This window comes from Agromyces ramosus, from assembly GCF_004216665.1.
Classification (GTDB): domain Bacteria; phylum Actinomycetota; class Actinomycetes; order Actinomycetales; family Microbacteriaceae; genus Agromyces; species Agromyces ramosus.
On record NZ_SGWY01000002.1, the window covers coordinates 207285 to 227538 of the forward strand.

At 72.1% G+C, this 20254-nt stretch carries 19 protein-coding genes; 11 read left to right on the top strand and 8 right to left on the bottom strand.

The window, feature by feature from the left end:
• Positions 1-34 precede the first annotated feature (34 nt).
• Positions 35-868, top strand: coding sequence for a carbon-nitrogen hydrolase family protein (locus EV187_RS07495; protein ID WP_130352459.1), 834 nt, complete (start codon positions 35-37; stop codon positions 866-868).
• On the opposite strand, the gene EV187_RS07500 is transcribed toward EV187_RS07495, so the two are convergent.
• Complete coding sequence (locus EV187_RS07500; RefSeq protein ID WP_242609492.1) at positions 855-2072, bottom strand: pyridoxal phosphate-dependent aminotransferase; 1218 nt, start codon at positions 2070-2072, stop codon at positions 855-857. The two genes, EV187_RS07495 and EV187_RS07500, sit on opposite strands and share 14 nt — an antisense overlap.
• Positions 2073-2241: 169 nt before the next feature.
• On the opposite strand from EV187_RS07500, the gene EV187_RS07505 reads away from it, so the two are divergent.
• From EV187_RS07505 to EV187_RS07525, 5 genes are all read left to right on the top strand, one after another.
• A complete protein-coding gene (locus tag EV187_RS07505; protein WP_130352461.1) occupies positions 2242-3921 on the top strand; it encodes a S1C family serine protease in 1680 nt (559 codons plus the stop codon).
• A gap of 129 nt (positions 3922-4050) precedes the next feature.
• Positions 4051-5103, top strand: a complete 1053-nt coding sequence (locus EV187_RS07510) for a glycosyltransferase family 2 protein (RefSeq protein WP_242609493.1) — start codon at positions 4051-4053, stop codon at positions 5101-5103.
• Positions 5104-5108: 5 nt separating this feature from the next.
• Positions 5109-5921 carry a CDP-alcohol phosphatidyltransferase family protein gene (locus EV187_RS07515; RefSeq protein ID WP_130352462.1) on the top strand — a complete coding sequence of 271 codons (813 nt, stop codon included), beginning with the start codon at positions 5109-5111 and terminating at the stop codon, positions 5919-5921.
• A gap of 61 nt (positions 5922-5982) precedes the next feature.
• On the top strand, positions 5983-6828 hold the full coding sequence (locus tag EV187_RS07520; RefSeq protein ID WP_130353234.1) for a glycosyltransferase family 2 protein: 846 nt from the start codon (positions 5983-5985) through the stop codon (positions 6826-6828).
• Positions 6829-6859: 31 nt separating this feature from the next.
• Positions 6860-8155, top strand: coding sequence for a CDP-glycerol glycerophosphotransferase family protein (locus tag EV187_RS07525; RefSeq protein WP_130352463.1), 1296 nt, complete (start codon positions 6860-6862; stop codon positions 8153-8155).
• Between the two features lie 87 nt (positions 8156-8242).
• Here EV187_RS07525 and EV187_RS07530 read toward each other — a convergent pair whose 3' ends face one another.
• The 4 genes from EV187_RS07530 to EV187_RS07545 all read right to left on the bottom strand — a co-directional run bounded on the left by EV187_RS07530 (position 8243) and on the right by EV187_RS07545 (position 11549).
• A complete protein-coding gene (locus tag EV187_RS07530) occupies positions 8243-8830 on the bottom strand; it encodes a VOC family protein (RefSeq protein WP_165391135.1) in 588 nt (195 codons plus the stop codon).
• Between the two features lie 28 nt (positions 8831-8858).
• The gene (locus tag EV187_RS18690) at positions 8859-9878 is read right to left on the bottom strand and encodes a hypothetical protein (protein WP_242609494.1); all 1020 of its coding nucleotides are present in this window, start codon (positions 9876-9878) and stop codon (positions 8859-8861) included.
• Positions 9879-9975: 97 nt separating this feature from the next.
• Positions 9976-10752 carry an ABC transporter ATP-binding protein gene (locus tag EV187_RS07540; RefSeq protein WP_130352465.1) on the bottom strand — a complete coding sequence of 259 codons (777 nt, stop codon included), beginning with the start codon at positions 10750-10752 and terminating at the stop codon, positions 9976-9978.
• Positions 10752-11549: an ABC transporter permease gene (locus EV187_RS07545; protein ID WP_130353235.1), complete on the bottom strand. Its 798-nt coding sequence runs from the start codon at positions 11547-11549 to the stop codon at positions 10752-10754. The genes EV187_RS07540 and EV187_RS07545 overlap by 1 nt, the downstream gene beginning before the upstream one ends.
• An 82-nt stretch (positions 11550-11631) precedes the next feature.
• Between EV187_RS07545 and EV187_RS07550 the strand changes: the two genes are divergently transcribed.
• Positions 11632-12189, top strand: a complete 558-nt coding sequence (locus EV187_RS07550) for an ECF transporter S component (RefSeq protein ID WP_165391136.1) — start codon at positions 11632-11634, stop codon at positions 12187-12189.
• A gap of 78 nt (positions 12190-12267) precedes the next feature.
• Here the strand turns inward: EV187_RS07550 and EV187_RS07555 are convergent, their stop codons facing one another.
• On the bottom strand, positions 12268-12960 hold the full coding sequence (locus tag EV187_RS07555) for a phosphocholine cytidylyltransferase family protein (protein ID WP_130352467.1): 693 nt from the start codon (positions 12958-12960) through the stop codon (positions 12268-12270).
• A gap of 250 nt (positions 12961-13210) precedes the next feature.
• On the opposite strand from EV187_RS07555, the gene EV187_RS18930 reads away from it, so the two are divergent.
• The 3 genes from EV187_RS18930 (at position 13211) to EV187_RS07570 (ending at position 17087) form a co-directional block, all read left to right on the top strand.
• The gene (locus EV187_RS18930; protein ID WP_423190878.1) at positions 13211-15178 is read left to right on the top strand and encodes an ABC transporter ATP-binding protein; all 1968 of its coding nucleotides are present in this window, start codon (positions 13211-13213) and stop codon (positions 15176-15178) included.
• Positions 15154-16728 (top strand): hypothetical protein, encoded by a 1575-nt coding sequence (locus EV187_RS07565; protein WP_130352468.1) that lies wholly within the window; start codon positions 15154-15156, stop codon positions 16726-16728. The genes EV187_RS18930 and EV187_RS07565 overlap by 25 nt, the downstream gene beginning before the upstream one ends.
• 71 nt (positions 16729-16799) lie before the next feature.
• Positions 16800-17087 carry a DUF3039 domain-containing protein gene (locus EV187_RS07570; protein WP_130352469.1) on the top strand — a complete coding sequence of 96 codons (288 nt, stop codon included), beginning with the start codon at positions 16800-16802 and terminating at the stop codon, positions 17085-17087.
• A gap of 4 nt (positions 17088-17091) precedes the next feature.
• Here EV187_RS07570 and EV187_RS07575 read toward each other — a convergent pair whose 3' ends face one another.
• Together EV187_RS07575 and EV187_RS07580 are read right to left on the bottom strand one after the other, a co-directional pair.
• The gene (locus tag EV187_RS07575) at positions 17092-18411 is read right to left on the bottom strand and encodes a nicotinate phosphoribosyltransferase (protein WP_130352470.1); all 1320 of its coding nucleotides are present in this window, start codon (positions 18409-18411) and stop codon (positions 17092-17094) included.
• A gap of 16 nt (positions 18412-18427) precedes the next feature.
• Entirely contained in the window at positions 18428-19318 is an 891-nt protein-coding gene (locus EV187_RS07580) for an EamA family transporter (protein WP_207221782.1), read from the bottom strand.
• A gap of 68 nt (positions 19319-19386) precedes the next feature.
• Here EV187_RS07580 and EV187_RS07585 point away from each other — a divergent pair, with 68 nt between their 5' ends.
• Entirely contained in the window at positions 19387-20253 is an 867-nt protein-coding gene (locus EV187_RS07585; protein WP_130352472.1) for a LysR family transcriptional regulator, read from the top strand.
• Position 20254 lies beyond the last annotated feature (1 nt).

The following is a 20254-nucleotide window of genomic DNA, read 5'->3' on the forward strand; positions in this document are numbered from 1 at the left end:
GCGGCCGGGAGCGCGCGCCGATTACGCTGGCCGCATGTCCGGACACGCCTCGAGCGCCTTCCCGATCGCCGTCGCCCAGTTCGCACCCGGCGCGGACGCCGAGGCGAACCGCTCCGAGATCACCCGCCTCACGGAGCTCGCCGCCGCGCGCGGCGCGGGGCTCGTCGTGTTCCCCGAGTACTCGAGCTACTTCACGCCCGAGCCCGGGTGGGACTGGCAGGCGGCGGCCGAGGAGGTTGGCGGCGCGTTCACCGAGCACCTCGCGGCGCTCTCTACCCGGCTGGAGGTGCACGTCGTCGCCGGCATGATCGAGCGACTCGGCGGTGACGAGCGCCGAGTGGGCAACACGGTCGTGGCCGTCGCCCCGGGCGCAGGCGTGGTCGCCACCTACCGCAAGCTGCACCTCTACGACGCGTTCGGGCAGCGCGAGTCCGAGTGGGTGGCGCCCGGAGACATCGACGCACCGCAGGTGTTCGAGGCCGGCGGCCTCCGCTTCGGCCTGCAGACCTGCTACGACGCCCGCTTCCCCGAGGTGACCCGTCGCATCGTCGACGCGGGCGCCGATGTCGTGTGCATGCCGGCCGAGTGGGTTCGGGGGCCGCTCAAGGAGGCGCACTGGCGGGTCCTCACGACGGCGCGCGCCCTCGAGAACACGATGTACGTCGCCGCCGCCGACCACGCCCCGCCGGTGGGCGCGGGCAACAGCATGATCGTCGATCCCATGGGCGTGGAGGTCGCCACGATCGGCGAGGCGACGGATGTCGCGATCGCGTGGGTCTCCCGCGACCGCATCGACGCCGTGCGCCGCGTCAACCCGGCGCTCGCGCTGCGCCGGTTCGACGTGACCGAGCGCATCAGCCCGCGGTGAGCCGCGACAGCCTCGCCGACGCCTCCTCGAGCACGTCGTGGCGCTTGCAGAAAGCGAAACGCACGAGGCTGCGGTAGGCGTCCTGCCGGTCGGGATGGACGAACGCCGACACGGGCACGCCGACCACGCCCGCGCGCTCGGGCAGCTCCCGGCAGAGCACCGCGCCGTCGGAGTACCCGAGCGGTGCGGCATCCGCGACGACGAAGTAGCCGGCGTCGGGGAGCGAGACCGTGAACCCCGCGGCCTCGAGCCCGGCGGCGAGCAGGTCGCGCTTGTCGCGGAGGGTCGCCGCGGCATCCGCGAACACCGCATCGGGGAGGCCGAGGCCGGTGGCGATCGCGGGCTGGAACGGGGCGCCGTTCACGAAGGTGAGGTACTGCTTCACCGCGAGCACGCTGGTGACGAGTGCCGCCGGCGCGGTGATCCAGCCGATCTTCCATCCCGTGGTGCTGAAGGTCTTGCCGCCCGACGAGATCGAGATCGTGCGCTCGCGGGCGCCCGGAAGCGACGCGATGGGCGTGTGCGGTGCGCCGAAGGTGAGGTGCTCGTACACCTCGTCGGTCACGATGATCGCATCGTGCCGCCCGGCGAGTCGCACGATCGACGCGAGCACGTCGGCGTCGAGCACCGCCCCGGTCGGGTTGTGCGGCGAGTTCACGAGGATGATCCGCGTGCGGTCGGTCACGGCGGCCTCGAGCTCGTCGAGGTCGGGCCGCCAGTCGGGGAATCGCAGCGGCACGGTGCGGTGCACGCCTCCGGCACGGGCGATGAGCGCGGCGTAGGCGTCGTAGTAGGGCTCGAACGTCACGACCTCGTCGCCCACGTCGACGAGTGCGAGGATCGTCGCCGCGAGCGCTTCCGTCGCACCGGCCGTGACGAGCACCTCGGATGCCGCGTCCACGTCGATGCCGTAGAACCGCCGCTGGTGCGCGGCGATCGCCTCGCGCAGCACGGGCATGCCGATCCCGGGCGGGTACTGGTTCACGCCGTCAGCGATCGCCTGGCGGGCGGCCTCGAGCACCTCGGCGGGGCCGTCCTCGTCGGGGAAGCCCTGGCCGAGGTTGATGGCGCCGGTCCGGGCGGCCAGCGCACTCATCTCGGCGAAGATCGTGGCGGCGATCGTGCCGTCGGCGGCGAGAAGGCCCGCGCCTGCCGCGGTGCGCTGCCACGGCTGCAGGCCGGGTGCGGGGGAGAAGTCGCTCACGCTCTCACCGTACGTCAGGGTGGGGCCGCTACGCTGGCGCACGGACTCGCGGGGCGACGTCATCCGCACTCGGATGACTCACCGCCCGGTGATAGCCGGATCACAGACTTCGCCGATGCCGCACACAGACTCGCGCGGGATGCTGGCATGGCTTTGGAAGGAGCACACCATGACCGACACCACTGACGGCCCCACGGGGGAGGCCCGGGAGGGCGATGTCGCCGCGACCGCTGCCACGAACGCGGCGCCTGTGAACCCGTCCACCGAGACCGCCGCGGCGACTCCCGCCGCCCCCGCCGAGTCCGCGGCGCCGGTCGCGGCAGCGACGCCCGCCCCGGCCGCCCCGGCCGCATCGACCGTGCCGGCCGCCTCGGCCGCTCCCGCCGCTCCGACCGAGGGTGCCGGCACCGCCGCCGACCTGCCCGCGACCGGCACGGTCTACCAGCCGGGCCAGGCTCCGCAGCCGTACCACGCCCCGCAGCCCACCGCGCCGACCCAGCCCCTCAGCGGCCAGGTGCCGCCTGCCTTCGGCGGTCCCCGCCCCGGAGAGACCCAGCCGACGGCACCCGTGGCCGGAGCGCAGCAGAACGGCTCCACGACCGCGCAGGCGGCGCCGAAGCCGCGTCGCGTGGGTCTCGGCGTCGCCGCGGCCATCGTCGCGGCCGCGCTCATCGGCGGCGCATCGGGCGCCGGCATCACGGCGCTCATCGCCGCCAACGAGGCGCCCGCCTCGAGCGACAGCGCCGACAGCGCGCAGAACATCGTCGTCAACGACAGCGACTCCGTGAACCAGATCACGGCGGTCGCGGCCAAGGCCAGCCCCAGCGTCGTGACCATCTCGGTCACCGGGGGCCAGGCCGGCGGCACCGGCTCGGGCATCATCCTCTCCGAGGACGGCTACGTGCTCACGAACACGCACGTGGTCACGCTCGACGGCGCGACCGGCGACCCGGTCATCCAGGTCAAGACGAACGACGGCCACCTCTACGAGGCCGAGCTCGTCGGCACCGACCCCCTGAGCGACCTCGCGGTCATCAAGCTCACGGATGCCTCCGGCCTCACGCCGCTCGAGTTCGCCGACTCCGACAAGCTCAACGTCGGCGACACGGCCATCGCGATCGGTGCGCCGCTCGGACTCTCCGGCACCGTGACGAACGGCATCATCAGCGCGCTGAACCGCTCGATCGACGTCGCCTCCTCGGCGGCGCCGTCGACTCCTGACGACTCCACCGAGGGCGACGGCGAGGGCGACCAGGGCGACGGGTCGGAGAGCCCCTTCGACTTCTTCTTCGACCTTCCCGACCCCGAGAGCGGCGAGTCGCAGCAGCCGCAGGCCGCGTCCGGCCAGGTGTCGCTCCCGGTCATCCAGACGGATGCCGCGATCAACCCGGGCAACTCGGGCGGCGCGCTGCTCGACTCCGAGGGCAAGCTCATCGGCGTCAATGTCGCCATCCTCTCCGCGGGCGGCTCGAGCACCGAGGCCGGCAACATCGGCGTCGGCTTCGCGGTCCCGTCGAACCTCGCCGAGCGCATCGCGAACGAGATCATCGAGAACGGCGCGGCCACGCACGGCCTGCTGGGCGCGACCGTCACGTCGGCCGAGGCTGACGGCCAGAGCGACATCGTCGGGGCGCTCATCTCCGAGGTCAGCGCCGGCGGCGCTGCCGAGCAGGCGGGCCTCGCGGCCGGCGACGTCGTCACCGAGTTCAACGGCGTGCCGATCACCGACCAGACCGACCTGACCGCCCAGGTGCGCGCGCTCCCGGGCGGCGAGAAGGCCGACATCACCTTCACGCGCGACGGCGAGTCGCAGACCGTGAGCGTCACCCTCGGCACCTTCGAGGGCTGATCCCTCGAGGGGGACCACGACGACGGCGGGGCCGGATCGCACGCGATCCGGCCCCGCCGCATCCGTGTGCTCACATCCCGCTCAGGGCGCGGCTGCTAGGCTCGATCGACTTCCGAGCGAGTGAGGAACATGCCCGATCAGCACCACCCGGCGGCGCCGCCGCTCGTCGGCGTCTCCTACGTCATGCCGGTGCTGAACGATGCGACGCACGTTCGGGCGGCCGTCGAGTCGATCCTCGCGCAGGACTACGCGGGCCCCGTCGAGGTGCTCATCGCACTGGGCCCGTCGATCGACGGCACGGCTGAGCTCGTCGCCGACCTGGCCACCCGGGACGCGCGCGTGCGCGTGCTCGAGAACGAGGTGGGTTCGACGCCCGCCGGCCTGAACATCGGCATCCGGGCGGCACGGTACCCGGTCGTCGTGCGTGTCGACTCCCACTCGATGCTGCCGGTCGACTACGCCCGGGTCGCGCTCGGCGTGCTGGAGCGCACCGGAGCCGACAACGTGGGCGGCATCATGGACGCACGCGGCGAGACGCCGTTCGAGCAGGCCGTCGCACTCGCGTACACGACGAAGGTGGGCCTCGGCGGATCGGCGTTCCACGTCGGCGGCGCCGAGGGGCCAGCCGAGACCGTGTACCTCGGCGTCTTCCGGCGGGCGGCGCTCGAGCGGGTCGGGCTCTTCGACGAGACCATCAAGCGCGGCCAGGACTGGGAGCTGAACCGCCGGCTCCGCGAGACCGGCGGCACAGTGTGGTTCACGCCCGAGCTCGCGGTGACGTACCGGCCGCGTTCGTCGGTCGAGCGCCTCGCCCGCCAGATGTTCTCCACCGGCCTGTGGCGCGGCGAGCTCGCGCGCCGATTCCCGGCGGCGAACGGCATCCGCTACTTCATCCCGCCGGCGATGGTCGTCGGCGTCGCCCTCGGCCTCCTGCTCGGCATCGCCGGCATCGTGCAGGCGGCGATGGGTGCGACGCCGTGGCTGCTGCTCGGCTTCCTCGTGCCCGTGGTCTACCTGCTCTTCGTGGTCGCGGCGACCATCGCCTACGGTCGTGGGCGCAGCGGCGCCGTGGCCGGGTGGTTTCTCGTAGTCTTGCCGTGCATACACGTCTCGTGGGGAGTCGGCTTCGTGCTCGGATACCTCTCGCTGACGAGCAACATCGCCAAGCACACGGGAAGGTGACGCGGATGTCACAAGCCGGTCGGGCTCACGCCAGGCCCACGAGCATCGCCGAGCTCCGCGCGGTCGCCCAGCCCCCCGAGGTGCGGGGGCGGCGCAACGCGGAGCACTGGACGGCGTCGCTGTACCTGCGCCGCTTCTCGCCGTACCTCACCTGGCTGCTGCTGAAGACGTCGATCTCGGCGAACGGCGTCACGGCGCTCATGATCCTCGTGGGCTGGTCCACCGCCGCGGCGCTGCTCATCCCAGGCATCTGGGGCGCCCTGCTCGCGGTGGTGCTCGGCCAGCTGCAGATGCTTGTCGACTGCTGCGACGGCGAGGTCGCCCGCTGGCGTCGCACCTCGTCGCCGGCCGGCGTGTTCCTCGACAAGGTCGGGCACTACACGACCGAGGCGCTCATCCCGCTCGCACTGGGCATCCGCGCGGCCGCCTACCCGCTCGAGTTCCCGGCCGACTTCCTGTGGACGACGGTCGGCGCGCTGCTCGCACTCGTCATCGTCCTGAACAAGGCGCTGAACGACATGGTGCACGTCGCGCGCGCGAACGCGGGGCTGCCGAAGCTGGCCGACACCCACGGCGAGACCGCGCCGCGCGGTGGCCTGATCGCGAAGCTCCGCAAGGCGGCGCGCTTCCTGCCGTTCCATCGGCTCTACCACTCGGTCGAGCTCACGCTCATCGCGCTCGCCGCGGCCGTCGTCGGGCTCTTCCTCGGCCAGCCGCTCGTCGACCGCGTCGTGGTCCTCGTGCTGCTGCCGCTCGCGATCCTGTCGGTGTTCGGGCACTTCGTGGCGATCATGGCCTCACGCCGTGTCCGTTCCTGACCGCGGCGCCGGTTCGCCCGCCGCGCCGCGCCGCCCCCGGGTCGGCGTGGTCGTGCTCACCATGGGCACCCGCCCCGACGACCTCGCGCGGGGCATCCGGAGCGTGCTCGACCAGCAGGACGTGGACGTCGACGTGGTGTGCGTCGGCAACGGCTGGGACCCGGCGACCGCCGATCCGGCGCTGCCGGTGAGCGTGAAGGCCCTGCACCTGCCCGAGAACCTCGGCATCCCGGCCGGCCGCAATCGCGGCGTGCCCGTCGTGCACGGCGACGTGCTGTTCTTCCTCGACGACGACGCCTTCCTGCCCGATGAGCGATTCCTCGCCGACGGATGCCGCATGCTGGCCGAGCGGCCCGAGCTCGGCCTCGTCCAGCCCCGAGTCGTCGACCCCACGGGCCTGGTCTCGCCGCGGCGGTGGATCCCGCGCATCCGCAAGGGCGACCCGGCGCACTCGAGCAACGTGTTCTCGTGCTGGGAGGGCGCGGTGCTCATGCCGCGTGCGGCGTTCGAGGCGACGGGCGGCTGGGCCGACCCGTTCTTCTACGCCCACGAGGGCATCGAGCTCGCCTGGCGCGTCTGGGACACCGGTCGCGTCGCCTGGTACGCCGGCGACCTCGAGGCGGGGCATCCGGTCATCGACCCTGCTCGGCATGCCTACTACTACCGCCTGAACGCGCGGAACCGCGTGTGGCTCGCGCGGCGCAACCTGCCGATGGTGCTCGTCCCGCTCTACGTGGGCTCGTGGACGGCCATCCAGGTGCTGCGCTGGGCACGGAATCCGTCGGCGCTCCGCGCGTGGTTCGGCGGCTGGCGCGCGGGCTGGCGCGAGCACCCGGGGGAACGGCGCCCGATGCGCTGGCGCACGGTGTGGCGCATGACGCTCGCGGGCCGGCCACCGGTCGTCTGACTCCCGGCCACGCCTTCGCTACCCTTGGACGGTGGGAGTGCGGAGAGATGCGCAGCGCGCCGTCAAGCTGGCCAGGGACATCATGTGGTCGAGGCGCGCCCAGCGGGAGCTGCTGAGGAAGCTCGCCGATCGTCCCCCGTTCGAGCCGCACCGCTTCCGCGTCGGCGTCTACTTCGCCGACGGGCGGGTCAACCTCTACCAGCTGCGCCAGTGGTATCGGCCCCTCGCGGAGCTCGCCACGCGGCATCCGGTGCTCATCCTCAGCCGCGCGTCGGGGTCGGCGCTCGAGCTCCTCGACGAGTCGCCCCTGCCCGTGGCCTACGTGCGGCGCGTCGCGGACCTCGAGCAGGTGATCCAGGAGCAGGACCTGCACGTCGTGTTCTACGTGAACCAGAACGCCAAGAACTTCCAGATGATGCGCTACGGGCGCCGTTGGCACGTGTTCATCAACCACGGCGAGTCCGACAAGATGTACATGACGACCAACCAGTTCAAGGCGTACGACTACGCGCTCATCGCGGGCGACGCGGCGCGGGCCCGGCTCGAGAAGGTGCTCTGGGACTACGACTTCGACAAGCGCGCCATCCCCATCGGGCGCCCGCAGGCCGACCACTACCTCGACGGGTCGCCGCTGCCGTACACGCCCGACGACCGCGAGGTGGTGCTGTACGCGCCCACCTGGGAGGGCGACCGAGGTGCCGCCGCCTACGGATCGATCGCGTCGCACGGCGTCGCGCTCGTGCGCGGACTGCTCGCCACCGGGCGCCATCGCCTGATCTACCGACCGCACCCGCGGTCCGGAGTGGTCGATCGCCTGTACGGCGCCGCCAATCGCGAGATCATTGCGGCCATCGCAGCCGCGAACGCGGCGGACCCGATGGCGCGGCACGTCTACGACGACGGCCCGTCGCTCGGCTGGCAGCTCGCGGCCGCCGACGTCGCGATCGTCGACATCTCGGCGATGGTCTACGACCGACTCGCCGCGGGCAAGCCGCTGCTCATCACCCGTCCCGCGAATCCCGAGGCCGAGATCGACACGGGCGGCTACCTCCAGGCGTGCGAGTGGCTCGACGCCTCGGATGCGGCGACGATGGTCGAGCGCGTCGACGAGGTCGCCCACGACGCGGCTGCCCTCGCGAGACTCGGCGTCTGGGTCGAGCGGTACTTCGGGGACACGACCCCCGGCGTCACGACTGCGCGCTTCCACGCGGCGGTCGACCACCTCATGGCCGAATGGGAGCGGTTCGCCGTGCTGCATGCGGGCGACGGCGACATCGACGAGTTCGAGGAGGAGGACGAGGACGAAGCCGAGACGCTCGGCGCCTAGGGCTCGCCCGACGAACGCGGGCTGCGGTCCTGGCCCCGCAGGGCATGGAACCCGTGTCTCAGGACGTGCCCCGACCGCCCGCGGCGCTCAGCGCGGCAGGGGGTTCGGCCCGGTCGCCGTGACCAGCCGCTGCGGGACCCAGCCGTCGACATGGTGGATGCCGTCGAACGTCCCGCCCTGCAGCTCGATCACCGCGCGCAGCGAGTGGCGGTGGAACTTCACGTGGGTGAAGTCCTCGAACAGGATGTAGTAGGGCTCGTTCCACGCGTTCTGGAACTGCTGGCCGGTCAGCACCGCCCGATGCCGGCGCGAGAACGCGTCGACCTCCTCGCCGACGACCACGCCGAAGTGCTCCATGCCCATCTTGTAGACGCGCTGGTGGACCGGCGGGATGAGCTCGATGAGCGGGATCACCTGGCCGTCGAGGACGCGGAGCGGCTCGGCGAGGAGGATCATGGACATCGGCCGCCCGTTCCACACGCCTTCCATGTTGGCGACGGCGTGGCGTTCGAGCAGGGTCCGCAGGTGGACGTACTGGTCCCACTCAGGGACGCGGACGGCGAGGTGACCCAGCTCGTACGGCGCGATGTCGATGCCCCGGGCGAGCAGGCGGTCGCGCTGCTGCGCGGCGAACGCCCGATAGTCCCCGATGATGTCGCCGACCGGATCGGCCATCGCCCTCCTCCTCTCGGCCGCCGCCATCCTACGACGAGGACTGCGACGGCGCGTCGGCTCCGGGTGCCGCCGCATCCTCGTCGGCCTGCTTCTTCGAACGCCCGATTCCGCGGGTCGCCCGCGAGGCGACCGTGCGGAGGCCTCGGCTGGTGGAGAGGGCGAGGTCGCCCACGGCGGCGCCGGCGCGCGTGAGCCGCGACGTGGCGGACTGGAGGATCGAGTCGCCCTCGCGTGGTTCGAGCTCGTGCGGCAGCACCTGCGGCGGCGCACCAAACGCGAGTCGGGACTGCCGGAGGACCCTGCGGCCGAGGATGTGATTGCCCGCGCCGCCGATCGCCGCGCCGATGCCGAACGGGATGGCCTTGCCGATGATGCCGGCGCCGCCGCGCACCGCGAACTGCCGCACGAACACGTGCCGCAGCCGGTCGACCACGGTGCCCATGACCGCCTTCGGCATCGTGTTGGTGATGAGCTCGCCCCAGTAGGCATTACGGGCGATGCCGCTGCCGGAGGCCTGCCCGGCGAACTGGCGCACGAGGTCGATGCCCTCGTTGCCGAGCATGAGCGTCATCACCAGGGCGCGGGCACGATCGGGGTTGTCGATCGCGATGCCGTGCACCTCGGCGACCGACTGCGCGAAGAGTGCGGTGGCCTCGAGGAATCCGGCCGTCTCGACGCCGGAGAGCACGAGCGTGATGCCGGTGCTGATGCCCGGGATGACGGCCGTGGCGCCGACGGCCGCGCCACCGGTCGTGACCGCGGCCAGGTAGCGGCGCTCGAGGATCCGCACGATCTGCTCGGGTGTCGCGTTCGGGGAGCGCCGGCGGATGCCGCGCAGGTGCGCCACGACGACGGGCCGCTGGATGGAGAGCACCGCGTCGATCCCGCGCTCCACGCCGTGGGCTCGCCCGTCGTCATGCGGGGCACCGGCTGCGCCGGCGCCCTGGGACGCCCCCGCGTCCTGTCCCTCCGCGGTCGACGCCGAGGGCTGCCCCTCGCGAGGGGCGTCTCCGCCCATCGACGTGATCTTGTGCACGCGTTCGCTCATGGTGGGACGATCCTAAGCTCCGAGGCCGTGAGGTCGCCCGAACCCGGGGGAGGCTCGCGTCGCGTTCCCGGATGCGGTATACCGCAGGCGGAGCGGCCTACTTCACCGTGCCGTGGTCGGCGTTGTAGCGGTCGAGCACCTCGTCGATGGGCGCGTCGAGCACGAGCGCGCCCTTGTCGAGGTAGAGCCCGCGCGTGCAGAACCGGCGCAGGTCGCGTTCGTTGTGCGAGACGAAGAAGAGCGTGCGCCCGCCCGCCAGGAGCTCGTCGATCCGCCGGTAGCACTTCTCGCGGAACGCCTTGTCGCCGACCGCGAGCACCTCGTCGACGAGCAGGATCGGCTCCTCGAGCTGGGAGATCACGGCGAAGGCGATGCGCACCTTCATGCCGCTCGACAGGTGCTTGTAGGGCGTGTCGAGGAAGTCGCCGATGTCGGCGAACTCGATGATCTCCTCGAACTTCGCATCGATCTGCGACCTCGTCATGCCGTGCAGCCCCGCCGTGAGGTACACGTTGTCGCGCACCGTCAGGTCCTCGACGAACCCTCCGGTGATCTCGATGAGCGGCGCCACGCCGCCGGTGACCTCGACCGTGCCCTCGTCGGCGATCATCACGCCCGCCACCAGCTTGAGCAGCGTCGACTTGCCCTGCCCGTTGCGGCCGACCACGCCGATCGCCTCGCCGGGTCGCACCTCGATCGACACGTCACGCAGCGCCCAGAACTCTCCGGGGCGCGTGCGGCGGCGGCGCCCGGCGAGCAGGTCCTTGAACGAGCGTCGGCCGCGCCGATTGCGGCGGAAGCGGATGCCGAGCCCGTGGGCGCGGATCGCGTGTGTCTCGGTCGCGGCGAGTTCGGCCGCGGCGGCATCCGTCATCAGATCTCCTTCAGCACCTGGCGCACGCTGCCGCGGAACACGAGGAGGCCGACGGCGAGCAGGGCGACCGACATGAGCGCCGCGATCACGACGTTGAACCAGTCGAGCTCGTCGGGGAAGAATCCCGCGCGGTAGAGGCCGAAGATGCCCGACAGCGGGTTGAACGCCGCCCAGATGTGCAGCTCGGAGGGCAGGTTCGACACCCCGTAGATGATGGGCGAGGCGTAGAACAGGAACCGGAGGATGAGCTTGACGGCGCGCTCGAGGTCGCGGAAGAACACCACCAGGGGAGCGACGATGAGGGCGACCCCCACCGTGAGGATCGCCTGCAGCAGGATCGCCAGCGGGAACAGCAGCAGTTCCCAGCCGACCGTCGCACCGAACACGATGGCGAACAGCGCGAGCACCGGAAGCGACAGCAGGAACTCGATGCCCTTCGACAGCACGATGCGATTGACCCAGATGGTGCGGGGGATCTTGGTCGACCGCACGAGCTTGGCGTCCTTCAGGAACGCGCGCGTCGAGTCGGAGACGGCGCCGTTGAACCACATCCACGGCAGCAGCGCCGAGAGCAGGAAGACGATGTAGGGCTCGGTGCCCACCGGCCGCTGGAACACCTGCGTGAAGACGAACCAGTAGATGCCCGCCATCACGAGCGGATCGAGCACCGACCAGAGGTAGCCGAGCGCCGAGGTCGAGTACCGCACCTTCAGGTCGCGGGTGGTGAGGAGCCAGAGCGAGTGCCGGTATCGTGCCCACGGCGTCCGCTGCAGCGGATGCGTGTCGGCGTAGCTCATCACGATCTCATCGTAGATGCCGCGCGGCGGTAGGTTTGATGCAGGCTGGCGGCGCGTGCCGCGCCCGGTCGGAAGGAACGTCGTGCACCGCACCAGTACCCGCGTGCTCCTGAGTTGCGCCGCGATCGGCGTGGGCGGCGGTCTCGTCGCCGGCCCCTCCGCCTACCTCGCGGCCGCGTTCGCGGCGTTCGGGCCGATCCTGTACGGACTCACGGTGGGCCTGCACTTCCTCCCGAGCGTCGTCGCGCTCGCCCTGCTGAAGCGACCGGGCACCGCGGTGCTCGCCGGCGTGATCGCCGGGCTCGTCGGCACGGCCTTCGCCCCGTGGTGGATCGGACGCTTCATCGGCACCGGCCTGCTCGTGGGCGTGCTGCTCGAGCTGCCGTTCCTCATCACGAGATACCGGCGATGGGATCCGTGGCTGTTCTACGTGTCCGCGGTGTTCTCCGGGCTCGTGCTGGCCATCGCGGTGTTCATCGGGCTCGGCGCCGAGCACTACGCCTGGTGGGCCTGGGCCATCGCCCTGCCCCTCTGGGTCGCCAGCCCCGTGCTCTTCACGTGGATCGGCCGGGTGATCGCCGCACGGCTCGCGAGGGCCGGCGTCGCCCAGCTGCCGTCGCGCGAGGCGCGCCCGGGCTGAGCGGCGGGCGCGAGCCGGGCCGGGATGCGAAGAGCGGATGCCTCGAGGCATCCGCTCTTCACTGCTGTGGTGCGGTGATCACACGAAGTGGTTCGCACGCTCCAGGTCTTCGGCGAAGTCGACCTCGACCGCATAGAGGTCGGAGATGTCCATCGGCTCGACGAGCATGCCGTTCTTCTCGATCGCGAGCTCGATGCCGCGCTCGAAGTAGTCCTGGTCGCCGACGCGCCCGAGGTGCGCGAGCAGTGCGGCCTTGTCGCGGCTCGACACGTAGTTGATGCCGACCGCCTCGCCGAGGCCGCCCTTGACCGTCTTGGAGAGCTCGTTGATGTAGCCCTCGGCGGTGGTCGTGTACTTCACCTCTTCGTCGGACACCTTGGCGGTGTTGACGGTGACGAACGACTGGTCGCGCGCGATGAACGGCAGCGCGCGGTCGAGGATGCGCGGGTCGAACACGACGTCGCCGTTCATCCACAGCACGCCGCCCGCCTGCGACGCCGCGAGGGCGCGCATGAGGCTCTTCGAGGTGTTCGTCTGGTCGTACTCCTCGTTGTAGACGAAGGACGCCTGCGGGAACGCCTCGATGATGTGCTCGAGCTTGTAGCCGACGACGATCGTCACGTTGGCGTTGGCGCCGAACGCGTGCTCGATGTTGTCGAACTGCTGGCGCATGATGGTGCGGCCGTCGCTCAGTTCGGTGAGGGGTTTGGGAAGGGATCGCCCGAGCCGGCTCCCCATGCCGGCAGCGAGAATCACGATCTGGGTGGTCACTGCATCTCCTTCGGTGGGTCGGATGCCACGGGCGCTCGTTGCCGAGCGTTCCCCCCACGTTCATCCGGAAGTTCACATATGGACACGCCGTTATGCCGGATCTCAGGATATCGGGTACCACCGTCGCGCGCCTCGCAGGGTAGGCGGTCGTAGCGGGATCGTGATGCCACGCTCAGGGAATGCACAGGTTCCGCGTCGCCGGGGGACGTCGCAACTGGGTTCGAGGGGTAGGGATTGGTAGGTTGTCTGCGTGACTTCCGTTTCGCGCTCAACACAGGACGACGAAGCTCCCGAAGGCACCGGCACGGGGGTGTCCGCCGTTCGGGGGTCCGCCGTCGCGCCGCGCTCGACGGGGAGCACCGCGACGGGCGCCGCGAGCACCGGTGCCGCAGGCTCCCCGAGCGCGTCCGCGGACGACGAGGTGACGCCGGAGTCGGCGCAGAAGCCGGCGCGCAAGCCCCGTCCGGCGCGCAGCACCGCCGCGAAGGCCGCTTCCGGTGCCGCCGAGCCGAAGCCGAAGCCGACGCCCGCCGACGAGTCCGAGACGCCGGCATCGAAGCGCACGGCCGCGTCGCGCGCCGCGTCGTCGAAGGCGGCCAGTGCCCGCGGCGAGTCCGCCAGGACGGCGCGCGCCGCCCGCACCTCTGCGTCGAGCACCCCCGCGGCACGGAGTCGCGCCGCTGCCGCCGCGACCACGAAGCGGCAGTCCCAGCGTGTCGCCGCGTCGACCACCACCGAGACCACCGCGGCCGAGCGGGCGTCCCGCAAGCCGGCCCCCGAGTCCCAGCTTCAGCCCGAGCCGACGGCCGTGGCCGACGCGCCGGTCGCCTCCGCGGCGCCCGCCGCCCTCGCAGCCCGGGCCGCCGCTGCCCCGGCAGCGTCGGCAGCCGAGGTCGATGAGATCACCCGCGAGCGGCCGGAGCGCAACACGACGTCCACCGCCGTGCGCGCGGCGGCGGCGGTCGCTGCGGCCGCCATCGCCGACGACGCGATCGCGGAGCCCCCGTCGACGGCATCCCGCTCGGCGGCCGCCGAGTCCGCTCCCGACGTCGCTCCGGCGGCGGGCGCGGCAGTCGTCGAGCACCAGGTCGGCGCGCCCGTCGACCCGCCGGTGGAGACGACCACGCTCGACGAGGCCCTGGCCGACGCGGCCGGCGTCGAGGTGGCCGGCGTCGACGCGCCGGAGGAGTACGTCGCGGCGCCGCCCGTCGAGGAGTCCGCGGGCGAGGTCGTCACGGCGCCGCCCGTCGCGGCCGCCGAGGCCGAGGCGACCCTCGTGCTGCCCGTGGTCGAGCCCGAGACGGCCGACACCGAGGCATCCGTCACCCAGGTGCTCGACGCCACGACCGACGCACCCGCCGGCGACCAGGCGGTGGCCGTCATCCCGGCGCCGCGCCAGCCCACCCCGCGCAAGAAGCGCACGCTGCGGGTGGCGCGACCGGCCCCTGGCCCCGATGCCCGTCGGGTACTGGCCATCCAGGGCCTCGTCAAGCGGTTCGGCGACAACACCGCCGTCGACGGCATCTCGCTCGAGGTGCGCGCCGGGTCGTTCTTCGGCATCGTCGGGCCGAACGGCGCCGGGAAGACCACGACGCTCTCGATGGTCACCGGCCTGCTGCGGCCCGACGCCGGCACCGTGCGCATCCACGACATCGACGCGTGGGCCGATCCGCGCGCGGCGAAGCAGGCCACCGGCGCGCTGCCCGACCGCCTGCGCCTCTTCGACCGGCTCACGGGCGCCCAGCTGCTGTACTACTCCGGCGCGCTCCGCGGCCTCGACTCCCGCACGGTGCGCGACCGCAGCGCCGACCTCATCGCCGCCTTCGGGCTCGAGGACGCGGTCGACCGCCTCGTCGCCGACTACTCCGCCGGCATGACGAAGAAGATCGCGCTGGCCTGCGCCATGATCCATGCCCCGCGGCTGCTCGTGCTCGACGAGCCGTTCGAGTCGGTCGATCCGGTCTCTGCGGCGAACCTCACCGAGATCCTCGAGCGCTACGTCGCGGGCGGCGGCACGGTGGTGCTGTCCAGCCACGGCATGGACCTCATCGAGCGCGTCTGCGATTCCGCGGCGATCATCGTCGGCGGCCGGGTGCTCGCGGCCGGAACCCTCGACGAGGTGCGCGCCGGCCAGACCCTCGAAGACCGCTTCGTCGAGCTCGCCGGCGGACGCAAGGCAGCGGAAGGCATGGAATGGTTGCACAGTTTCTCCGATTGAAACTGCGCCTGCTCGGGAACATCTTCCGGCGGAGCCCCTGGCAGGTCGTCGGCATCTCGCTCGGTCTCGTCTACGGGGTCGGACTCGCCGCGCTGCTCTTCATGACGCTGGTCAGCCTGCGCTTCGTGGGCGATGTCGAGCTCATCCGTGACGTCTTCATCGTCGCGGGGTCGGTGACCGTGGTCGGGTTCATCGTCCTGCCGCTCCTGTTCGGGGTCGACGACACGATGGATCCCCGGCGGTTCGCGCTGTTCGGGCTGCCCGACCGCACGCTGGCGTTCGGGCTCGCCGTGGCAGCGATGATCGGCATCCCGGCGCTCGCGCTCGCCATCGTGCTCGCGGGCACGGTGGTCACGTGGTCGCGCGGCCCCGGCGAGGCGATCCTGGCGATCCTGGCAGCGGCGGTCGCCTTCGGCACCTGCCTGCTGCTCGCTCGCGTCGCCACGGGCCTGGCCTCGGTGCTGCTCGCCACGCGCCGTGCCCGCGAGGTCAGCAGTGTGCTCGGCGTGCTGCTGATCGTGCTGCTCTCGCCGGTGATCGTGGTGCTCGCGACCCTCGACTGGGCGAACTCGGGCCTTCGCGTGCTCGAGACCATCGCCGGCGTGCTCGGCTGGACGCCGTTCGGCGCCGCCTTCGCGGCCCCGGGCGATGCCGCCGCGGGCGACTGGGGACCGGCGATCCTGAAGTTCGGCGTCGCCGTGCTCACGCTCGGCGCCATCTGGTTCGGCTGGCGGTCACTCGTCGCCCGGATGCTGGTGACGCCCGGCCGCGAGGCGTCGGCGAAGAGCTACCGCGGGCTCGGCTGGTTCGATCGGATGCCGCACAACGCCACGGGCGCGGTCGCGGCGCGCAGCATCACCTACTGGTTCCGCGACGCACGCTACTGGGTGTCCATCATCATGGTGCCGATCGTCCCCCTGCTCGTGATCGTGCCACTCGGCATCGCCGGCATCCCACTCGCGTACACCGCCCTGATCCCGGTGCCCCTCATGTGCCTGCTCCTCGGCTGGTCACTGCACAACGACACCGCGTACGACAGCACGGCCGTCTGGCTGCACGTCGTCTCGAGCGTGCGCGGCGCGGCCGACCGGGCGGGCCGACTGGTGCCGGTGCTCATCGCGGGGGCGCTCGTCATCGGACTCGGCAGCGCGGTCACGGTGTTCGTGCTCGACGACTGGCGGCTGCTGCCGTCGATCGTCGGCGTGAGCACCGCACTGCTGCTCGGCGGGCTCGGGGTGGGCTCGATCACGTCGGCCAGGTTCCCGTACCCGGCGGTGAAGCCCGGCGACAGCCCGTTCCAGCAGCCGCAGTCGACCGGCGCGGTCACGGCCCTCGTGCAGTCGATCACGATGTTCGGCTCACTCCTCGTGGCGGCCCCGGCCATCTGGTTCGCGGCGCTGGGGCTCTTCGACGACCCGGCGTGGCACGCGGCCGCCTTCGCCGCGGGCGTCGGCCTCGGTCTCCTGGTGCTCGCCGCCGGCATCGCGCTGGGCGGTCGCGTGTTCGATCGTCGCGGGCCAGAGATCGTGGGCGCGGCACTGCGCGCCTGATCGGGGATGTGCTCCGCGGCGGCATCCGCCGACCGGCCGCCCATGCGGCATCCGCGCGTAGAATCGAGCCCATGATCGAACGTGCGCACGCGAGCATCGCCGACCCCGACGCGCCCGGCGGTGGCACCTCGGTGCTCGACCGGGAACTCGAGAAGCTCCTCGAAGAGGAGGCCATCGAGCCGGGCGATCACGAGCGCTTCTCGCACTACGTGAAGAAGGAGCAGATCCTCGAGTCGGCGATCACCGGCAAGCCGGTGAAGGCCCTGTGCGGCAAGAAGTGGACGCCGGGTCGCGACCCCGAGAAGTTCCCGGTGTGCCCCACCTGCCGGGAGATCTACGAGCGGATGAAGGCGGAGTAACGCCTCAGCGGTAGGTCGTCGGGATCACGGGTTCGCCGCGCCCGAGGCGGAACGCCTCGATCGGCAGCTCCTGCATGGCCTCGGCGCGGTGCGCGCGTGCCGCCCGGGTGCCCTCGGGGCCGAGGAACGCGGGATCGGCGACGCCGTCGGCCATGAGCTGGACCATGAGCGGGCGCAACCGGCTGCCCGCCTCGAACTCGGCCTCCCCGTCGGGCCCGTCGCCCACGAAGACGAGCTCCTCGCGTGCGGTGTGCGTGGAGTCGAGGCGGCGTGCCGCGTTCTTGCGCCCGCCGACGCTCGCCTTCTGCGTGGAGGCCTTGGCGACGGCCACCCACTCGCCCGCGTCGTCGCGCCGGGCGACGAGCTTGTAGACCATCCCGGCCGCCGGGGATCCGGAACCCGTCACCACGGCCGTGCCGACGCCGTAGGAGTCGACGGGTGCCGCCGAGAGGGCGGCGATGGTGAACTCGTCGAGGTCGCTCGTGACCGTGATCCTCGTGTCGACGGCGCCGAGGCCGTCGAGCTGCTCGCGGACCGACATGACCACGGTGGGCAGGTCGCCCGAATCGATGCGCACCGCGCCGAGGGAGGTGCCAGCCACGCGCACGGCCGTCTCGACGCCCTGCGCGATGTCGTACGTGTCGATGAGCAGCGTGGTCGTGGGCCCGAACGCCTCGATCTGCGCCCGGAACGCCGCCTCCTCGGAATCGTGCAGGAGGGTGAACGCGTGCGCCGCGGTGCCCATCGTGGGGATGCCCCAGGTGCGCCCGGCCTCGAGGTTCGAGGTCGCGTCGAACCCGGCGATGTACGCCGCGCGTGCGGCGGCGATCGCGGCGCGTTCGCTCGTGCGGCGCGAGCCCATCTCGGCGATGGGCCGGCCGAGCGCGACCGACACCATGCGCGCCGCAGCGCCGGCGACCGACGAGTCGTAGTTGAGCGTCGAGAGCACCAGGGTCTCGAGCATGACCGCCTCGGCGAACGTCGCCTGGATCGTGATGAGCGGCGAGCCCGGGAAGTACGCCTCGCCCTCGCGGTAGCCCCAGATGTCGCCGCGGAAGCGGTAGTCGGCGAGCCAGTCCAGCGTGGCGGGCCGCACGATCTCGTTCGTGCGGAGCCATTCGAGCTCGGCGTCCTCGAACCGGAACCGGTCGATGAGCTCGAGCAGGCGCCCGGTGCCCGCGACGATGCCGTACCGGCGTCCGTCGGGCAGCCGGCGGGCGAACGCCTCGAAGAGGCTCTCGCGGTGGGCGGTGCCGTCTCGCAGCGCGGCATCCACCATCGTGAGCTCGTATCGGTCGGTGAAGAGCGCAGCTGAGCCGGTCACACGGTCAGCCTACTGGTCAGGTGTCGGCGATCGGCCGACGTGGAGGCGCGGGCGCGGGCGCTCCGGCGGCGCCCGTGCGGCGGCTTACCGCGATGACGTTGCCCAGGGAGATGAGCCCCAGGCCGACGAGCTGCCAGGCGGCGAGCGCCTGGCCGAGGACGACGAGCCCCGCCAGTGCGGCGGCGGCCGGCTGCACGCTCTGCAGCACGCTGAAGAGCTGCTGCGGCATCCGGCGCAGCACGAGCAGGTCGATCGAGTAGGGGATCGCCGAGGAGAGGATGCCGGTGGCGAGGCCGATGACCGCGACGTGCAGGAGCTCGTCGGGGGCGAGGCCCACGATCGCCACGACGAGGAGCGGCGAGGTGACGACGGCCGCGAGCAGGCTCGCCAGTGCGGTGCCCTGCACGCCGGGGAGCGTGCGCCCAGCACGACGACTGAGCACGATGTAGGCCGCCCACGACGCGGCCGCGACGAGTGCGAGGAGCACGCCGACGGGATCGATCCCCGGCACGCTGCCGGTGAGCAGCACGACGCCGAGGCCGGCCATGGCGGCGCAGAGCAGGTCGAGCCGACGGCGCGAGCCGGCGAGCGCGAGCGCGAGGGGGCCGAGGAACTCGAGGGTGACCGCGAGGCCGAGCCCGATCCGCTCGACGGCGCCGTAGAGGGCGAGGTTCATGCTGACCAGCACGAGGCCGAGCAGCAGGGCCGGGCGGACGGACCGCCACGTCAGGTCCCGGCGGCGTGGTCGGGCGACGGCGAGCAACGCCACCGCAGCGAAGGCCTGGCGGAGCGCGACCACCCCGCCCGTCCCCACGAGCGGGAAGATCGTGGCGCCGATCGCCGCGCCGACCTGCACCGACGCCGCACCGCCGACGACCGCGGCCGCTGCGATGGGTTCCCGTGACATGTCGGACACGCTACGCCGAGATTCGTGCATGGAGAAATGCAATCAAGGCACATTGATACGCTGGCTGCATGGATGTGGAGACGCGGCAGCTGCGAGTGCTCGTGGCGGTCGACGAGGAGCGATCGTTCACGGCCGCGGCGGACCGGTTGGGGATGTCGCAGGCCGCGGTGTCCCGGGCGCTGGCCGCCCTCGAGCACGAGCTCGGGACCCGGCTCATGCACCGGACGACGCGGCGGGTCGAGCCCACCGAAGCGGGCGGCTCCTTCGCCGCGACCGCCCGTCGCGTGCTCGCCGAGCTCGATCGTGCGGTCGCGGAGGCGCGCGGCGACCGATCGGTCATCCGCGTCGGATACCAGTGGGCCGCACTCGGTGCGCACACGACCCCGGTGCTGCGCGCCTGGAATCGGGCGCACGCCGACGCTCCCATGCGACTGGTCCGGCTGAACCGCCGCGACGGCGGACTGGCCGAGGGGCTCGTCGACCTCGCCGTGCTGCGGCATCACGTCGACCCCGAGCTCGAATCCGAGCCCGTCGGCACCGAGCCGCGCGTCGTGGCGGTCCCGATCGACCATCCGCTGGCCGACCGGGTGGCCGTCGGCCTCGCCGACCTGGTTCCGTTCACCGTCGCCCACGACCGGCACACGGGCACGACCTCGGCCGAGCTCTGGTCGTCCGCGGGACTCGCGGTGCCGCCCATGACCGAGACCGGCGACGTGGAGGAATGGCTCGACCTCATCGCCGCGGGCGACGCCATCGGCGTCACGGCGGAGGGCACCGCGCACCACTATCCCCGGCCCGGGGTCGTCTTCGTGCCGATCGACGACGCGCCGCCGATCGAGGTGCGCCTCGCCTGGCACCGTCGGTACCGGCATCCGTTCGCAGCGCGCGTCGCCCGCGCCATCCGCGTCGCCTACGACCTCGACGCGCTCGCCTAAG

Excerpts from the sequence above, each read along its gene's own strand:
- EV187_RS07530 (WP_165391135.1), bottom strand. The coding sequence starts at position 8,830 with ATGGCCGATCCGGTCGGCGACATCATCGGGGACTATCGGGCGTTCGCC.
- EV187_RS07495 (WP_130352459.1), top strand. The coding sequence starts at position 35 with ATGTCCGGACACGCCTCGAGCGCCTTCCCGATCGCCGTCGCCCAGTTC.
- EV187_RS07570 (WP_130352469.1), top strand. The coding sequence starts at position 16,800 with ATGATCGAACGTGCGCACGCGAGCATCGCCGACCCCGACGCGCCCGGC.
- EV187_RS07540 (WP_130352465.1), bottom strand. The coding sequence starts at position 10,752 with ATGACGGATGCCGCCGCGGCCGAACTCGCCGCGACCGAGACACACGCG.
- EV187_RS07545 (WP_130353235.1), bottom strand. The coding sequence starts at position 11,549 with ATGAGCTACGCCGACACGCATCCGCTGCAGCGGACGCCGTGGGCACGA.
- EV187_RS07515 (WP_130352462.1), top strand. The coding sequence starts at position 5,109 with ATGTCACAAGCCGGTCGGGCTCACGCCAGGCCCACGAGCATCGCCGAG.
- EV187_RS07505 (WP_130352461.1), top strand. The coding sequence starts at position 2,242 with ATGACCGACACCACTGACGGCCCCACGGGGGAGGCCCGGGAGGGCGAT.
- EV187_RS07580 (WP_207221782.1), bottom strand. The coding sequence starts at position 19,318 with ATGTCACGGGAACCCATCGCAGCGGCCGCGGTCGTCGGCGGTGCGGCG.
- EV187_RS07565 (WP_130352468.1), top strand. The coding sequence starts at position 15,154 with ATGGTTGCACAGTTTCTCCGATTGAAACTGCGCCTGCTCGGGAACATC.
- EV187_RS18690 (WP_242609494.1), bottom strand. The coding sequence starts at position 9,878 with ATGAGCGAACGCGTGCACAAGATCACGTCGATGGGCGGAGACGCCCCT.
- EV187_RS07510 (WP_242609493.1), top strand. The coding sequence starts at position 4,051 with ATGCCCGATCAGCACCACCCGGCGGCGCCGCCGCTCGTCGGCGTCTCC.
- EV187_RS07520 (WP_130353234.1), top strand. The coding sequence starts at position 5,983 with ATGGGCACCCGCCCCGACGACCTCGCGCGGGGCATCCGGAGCGTGCTC.
- EV187_RS07585 (WP_130352472.1), top strand. The coding sequence starts at position 19,387 with ATGGATGTGGAGACGCGGCAGCTGCGAGTGCTCGTGGCGGTCGACGAG.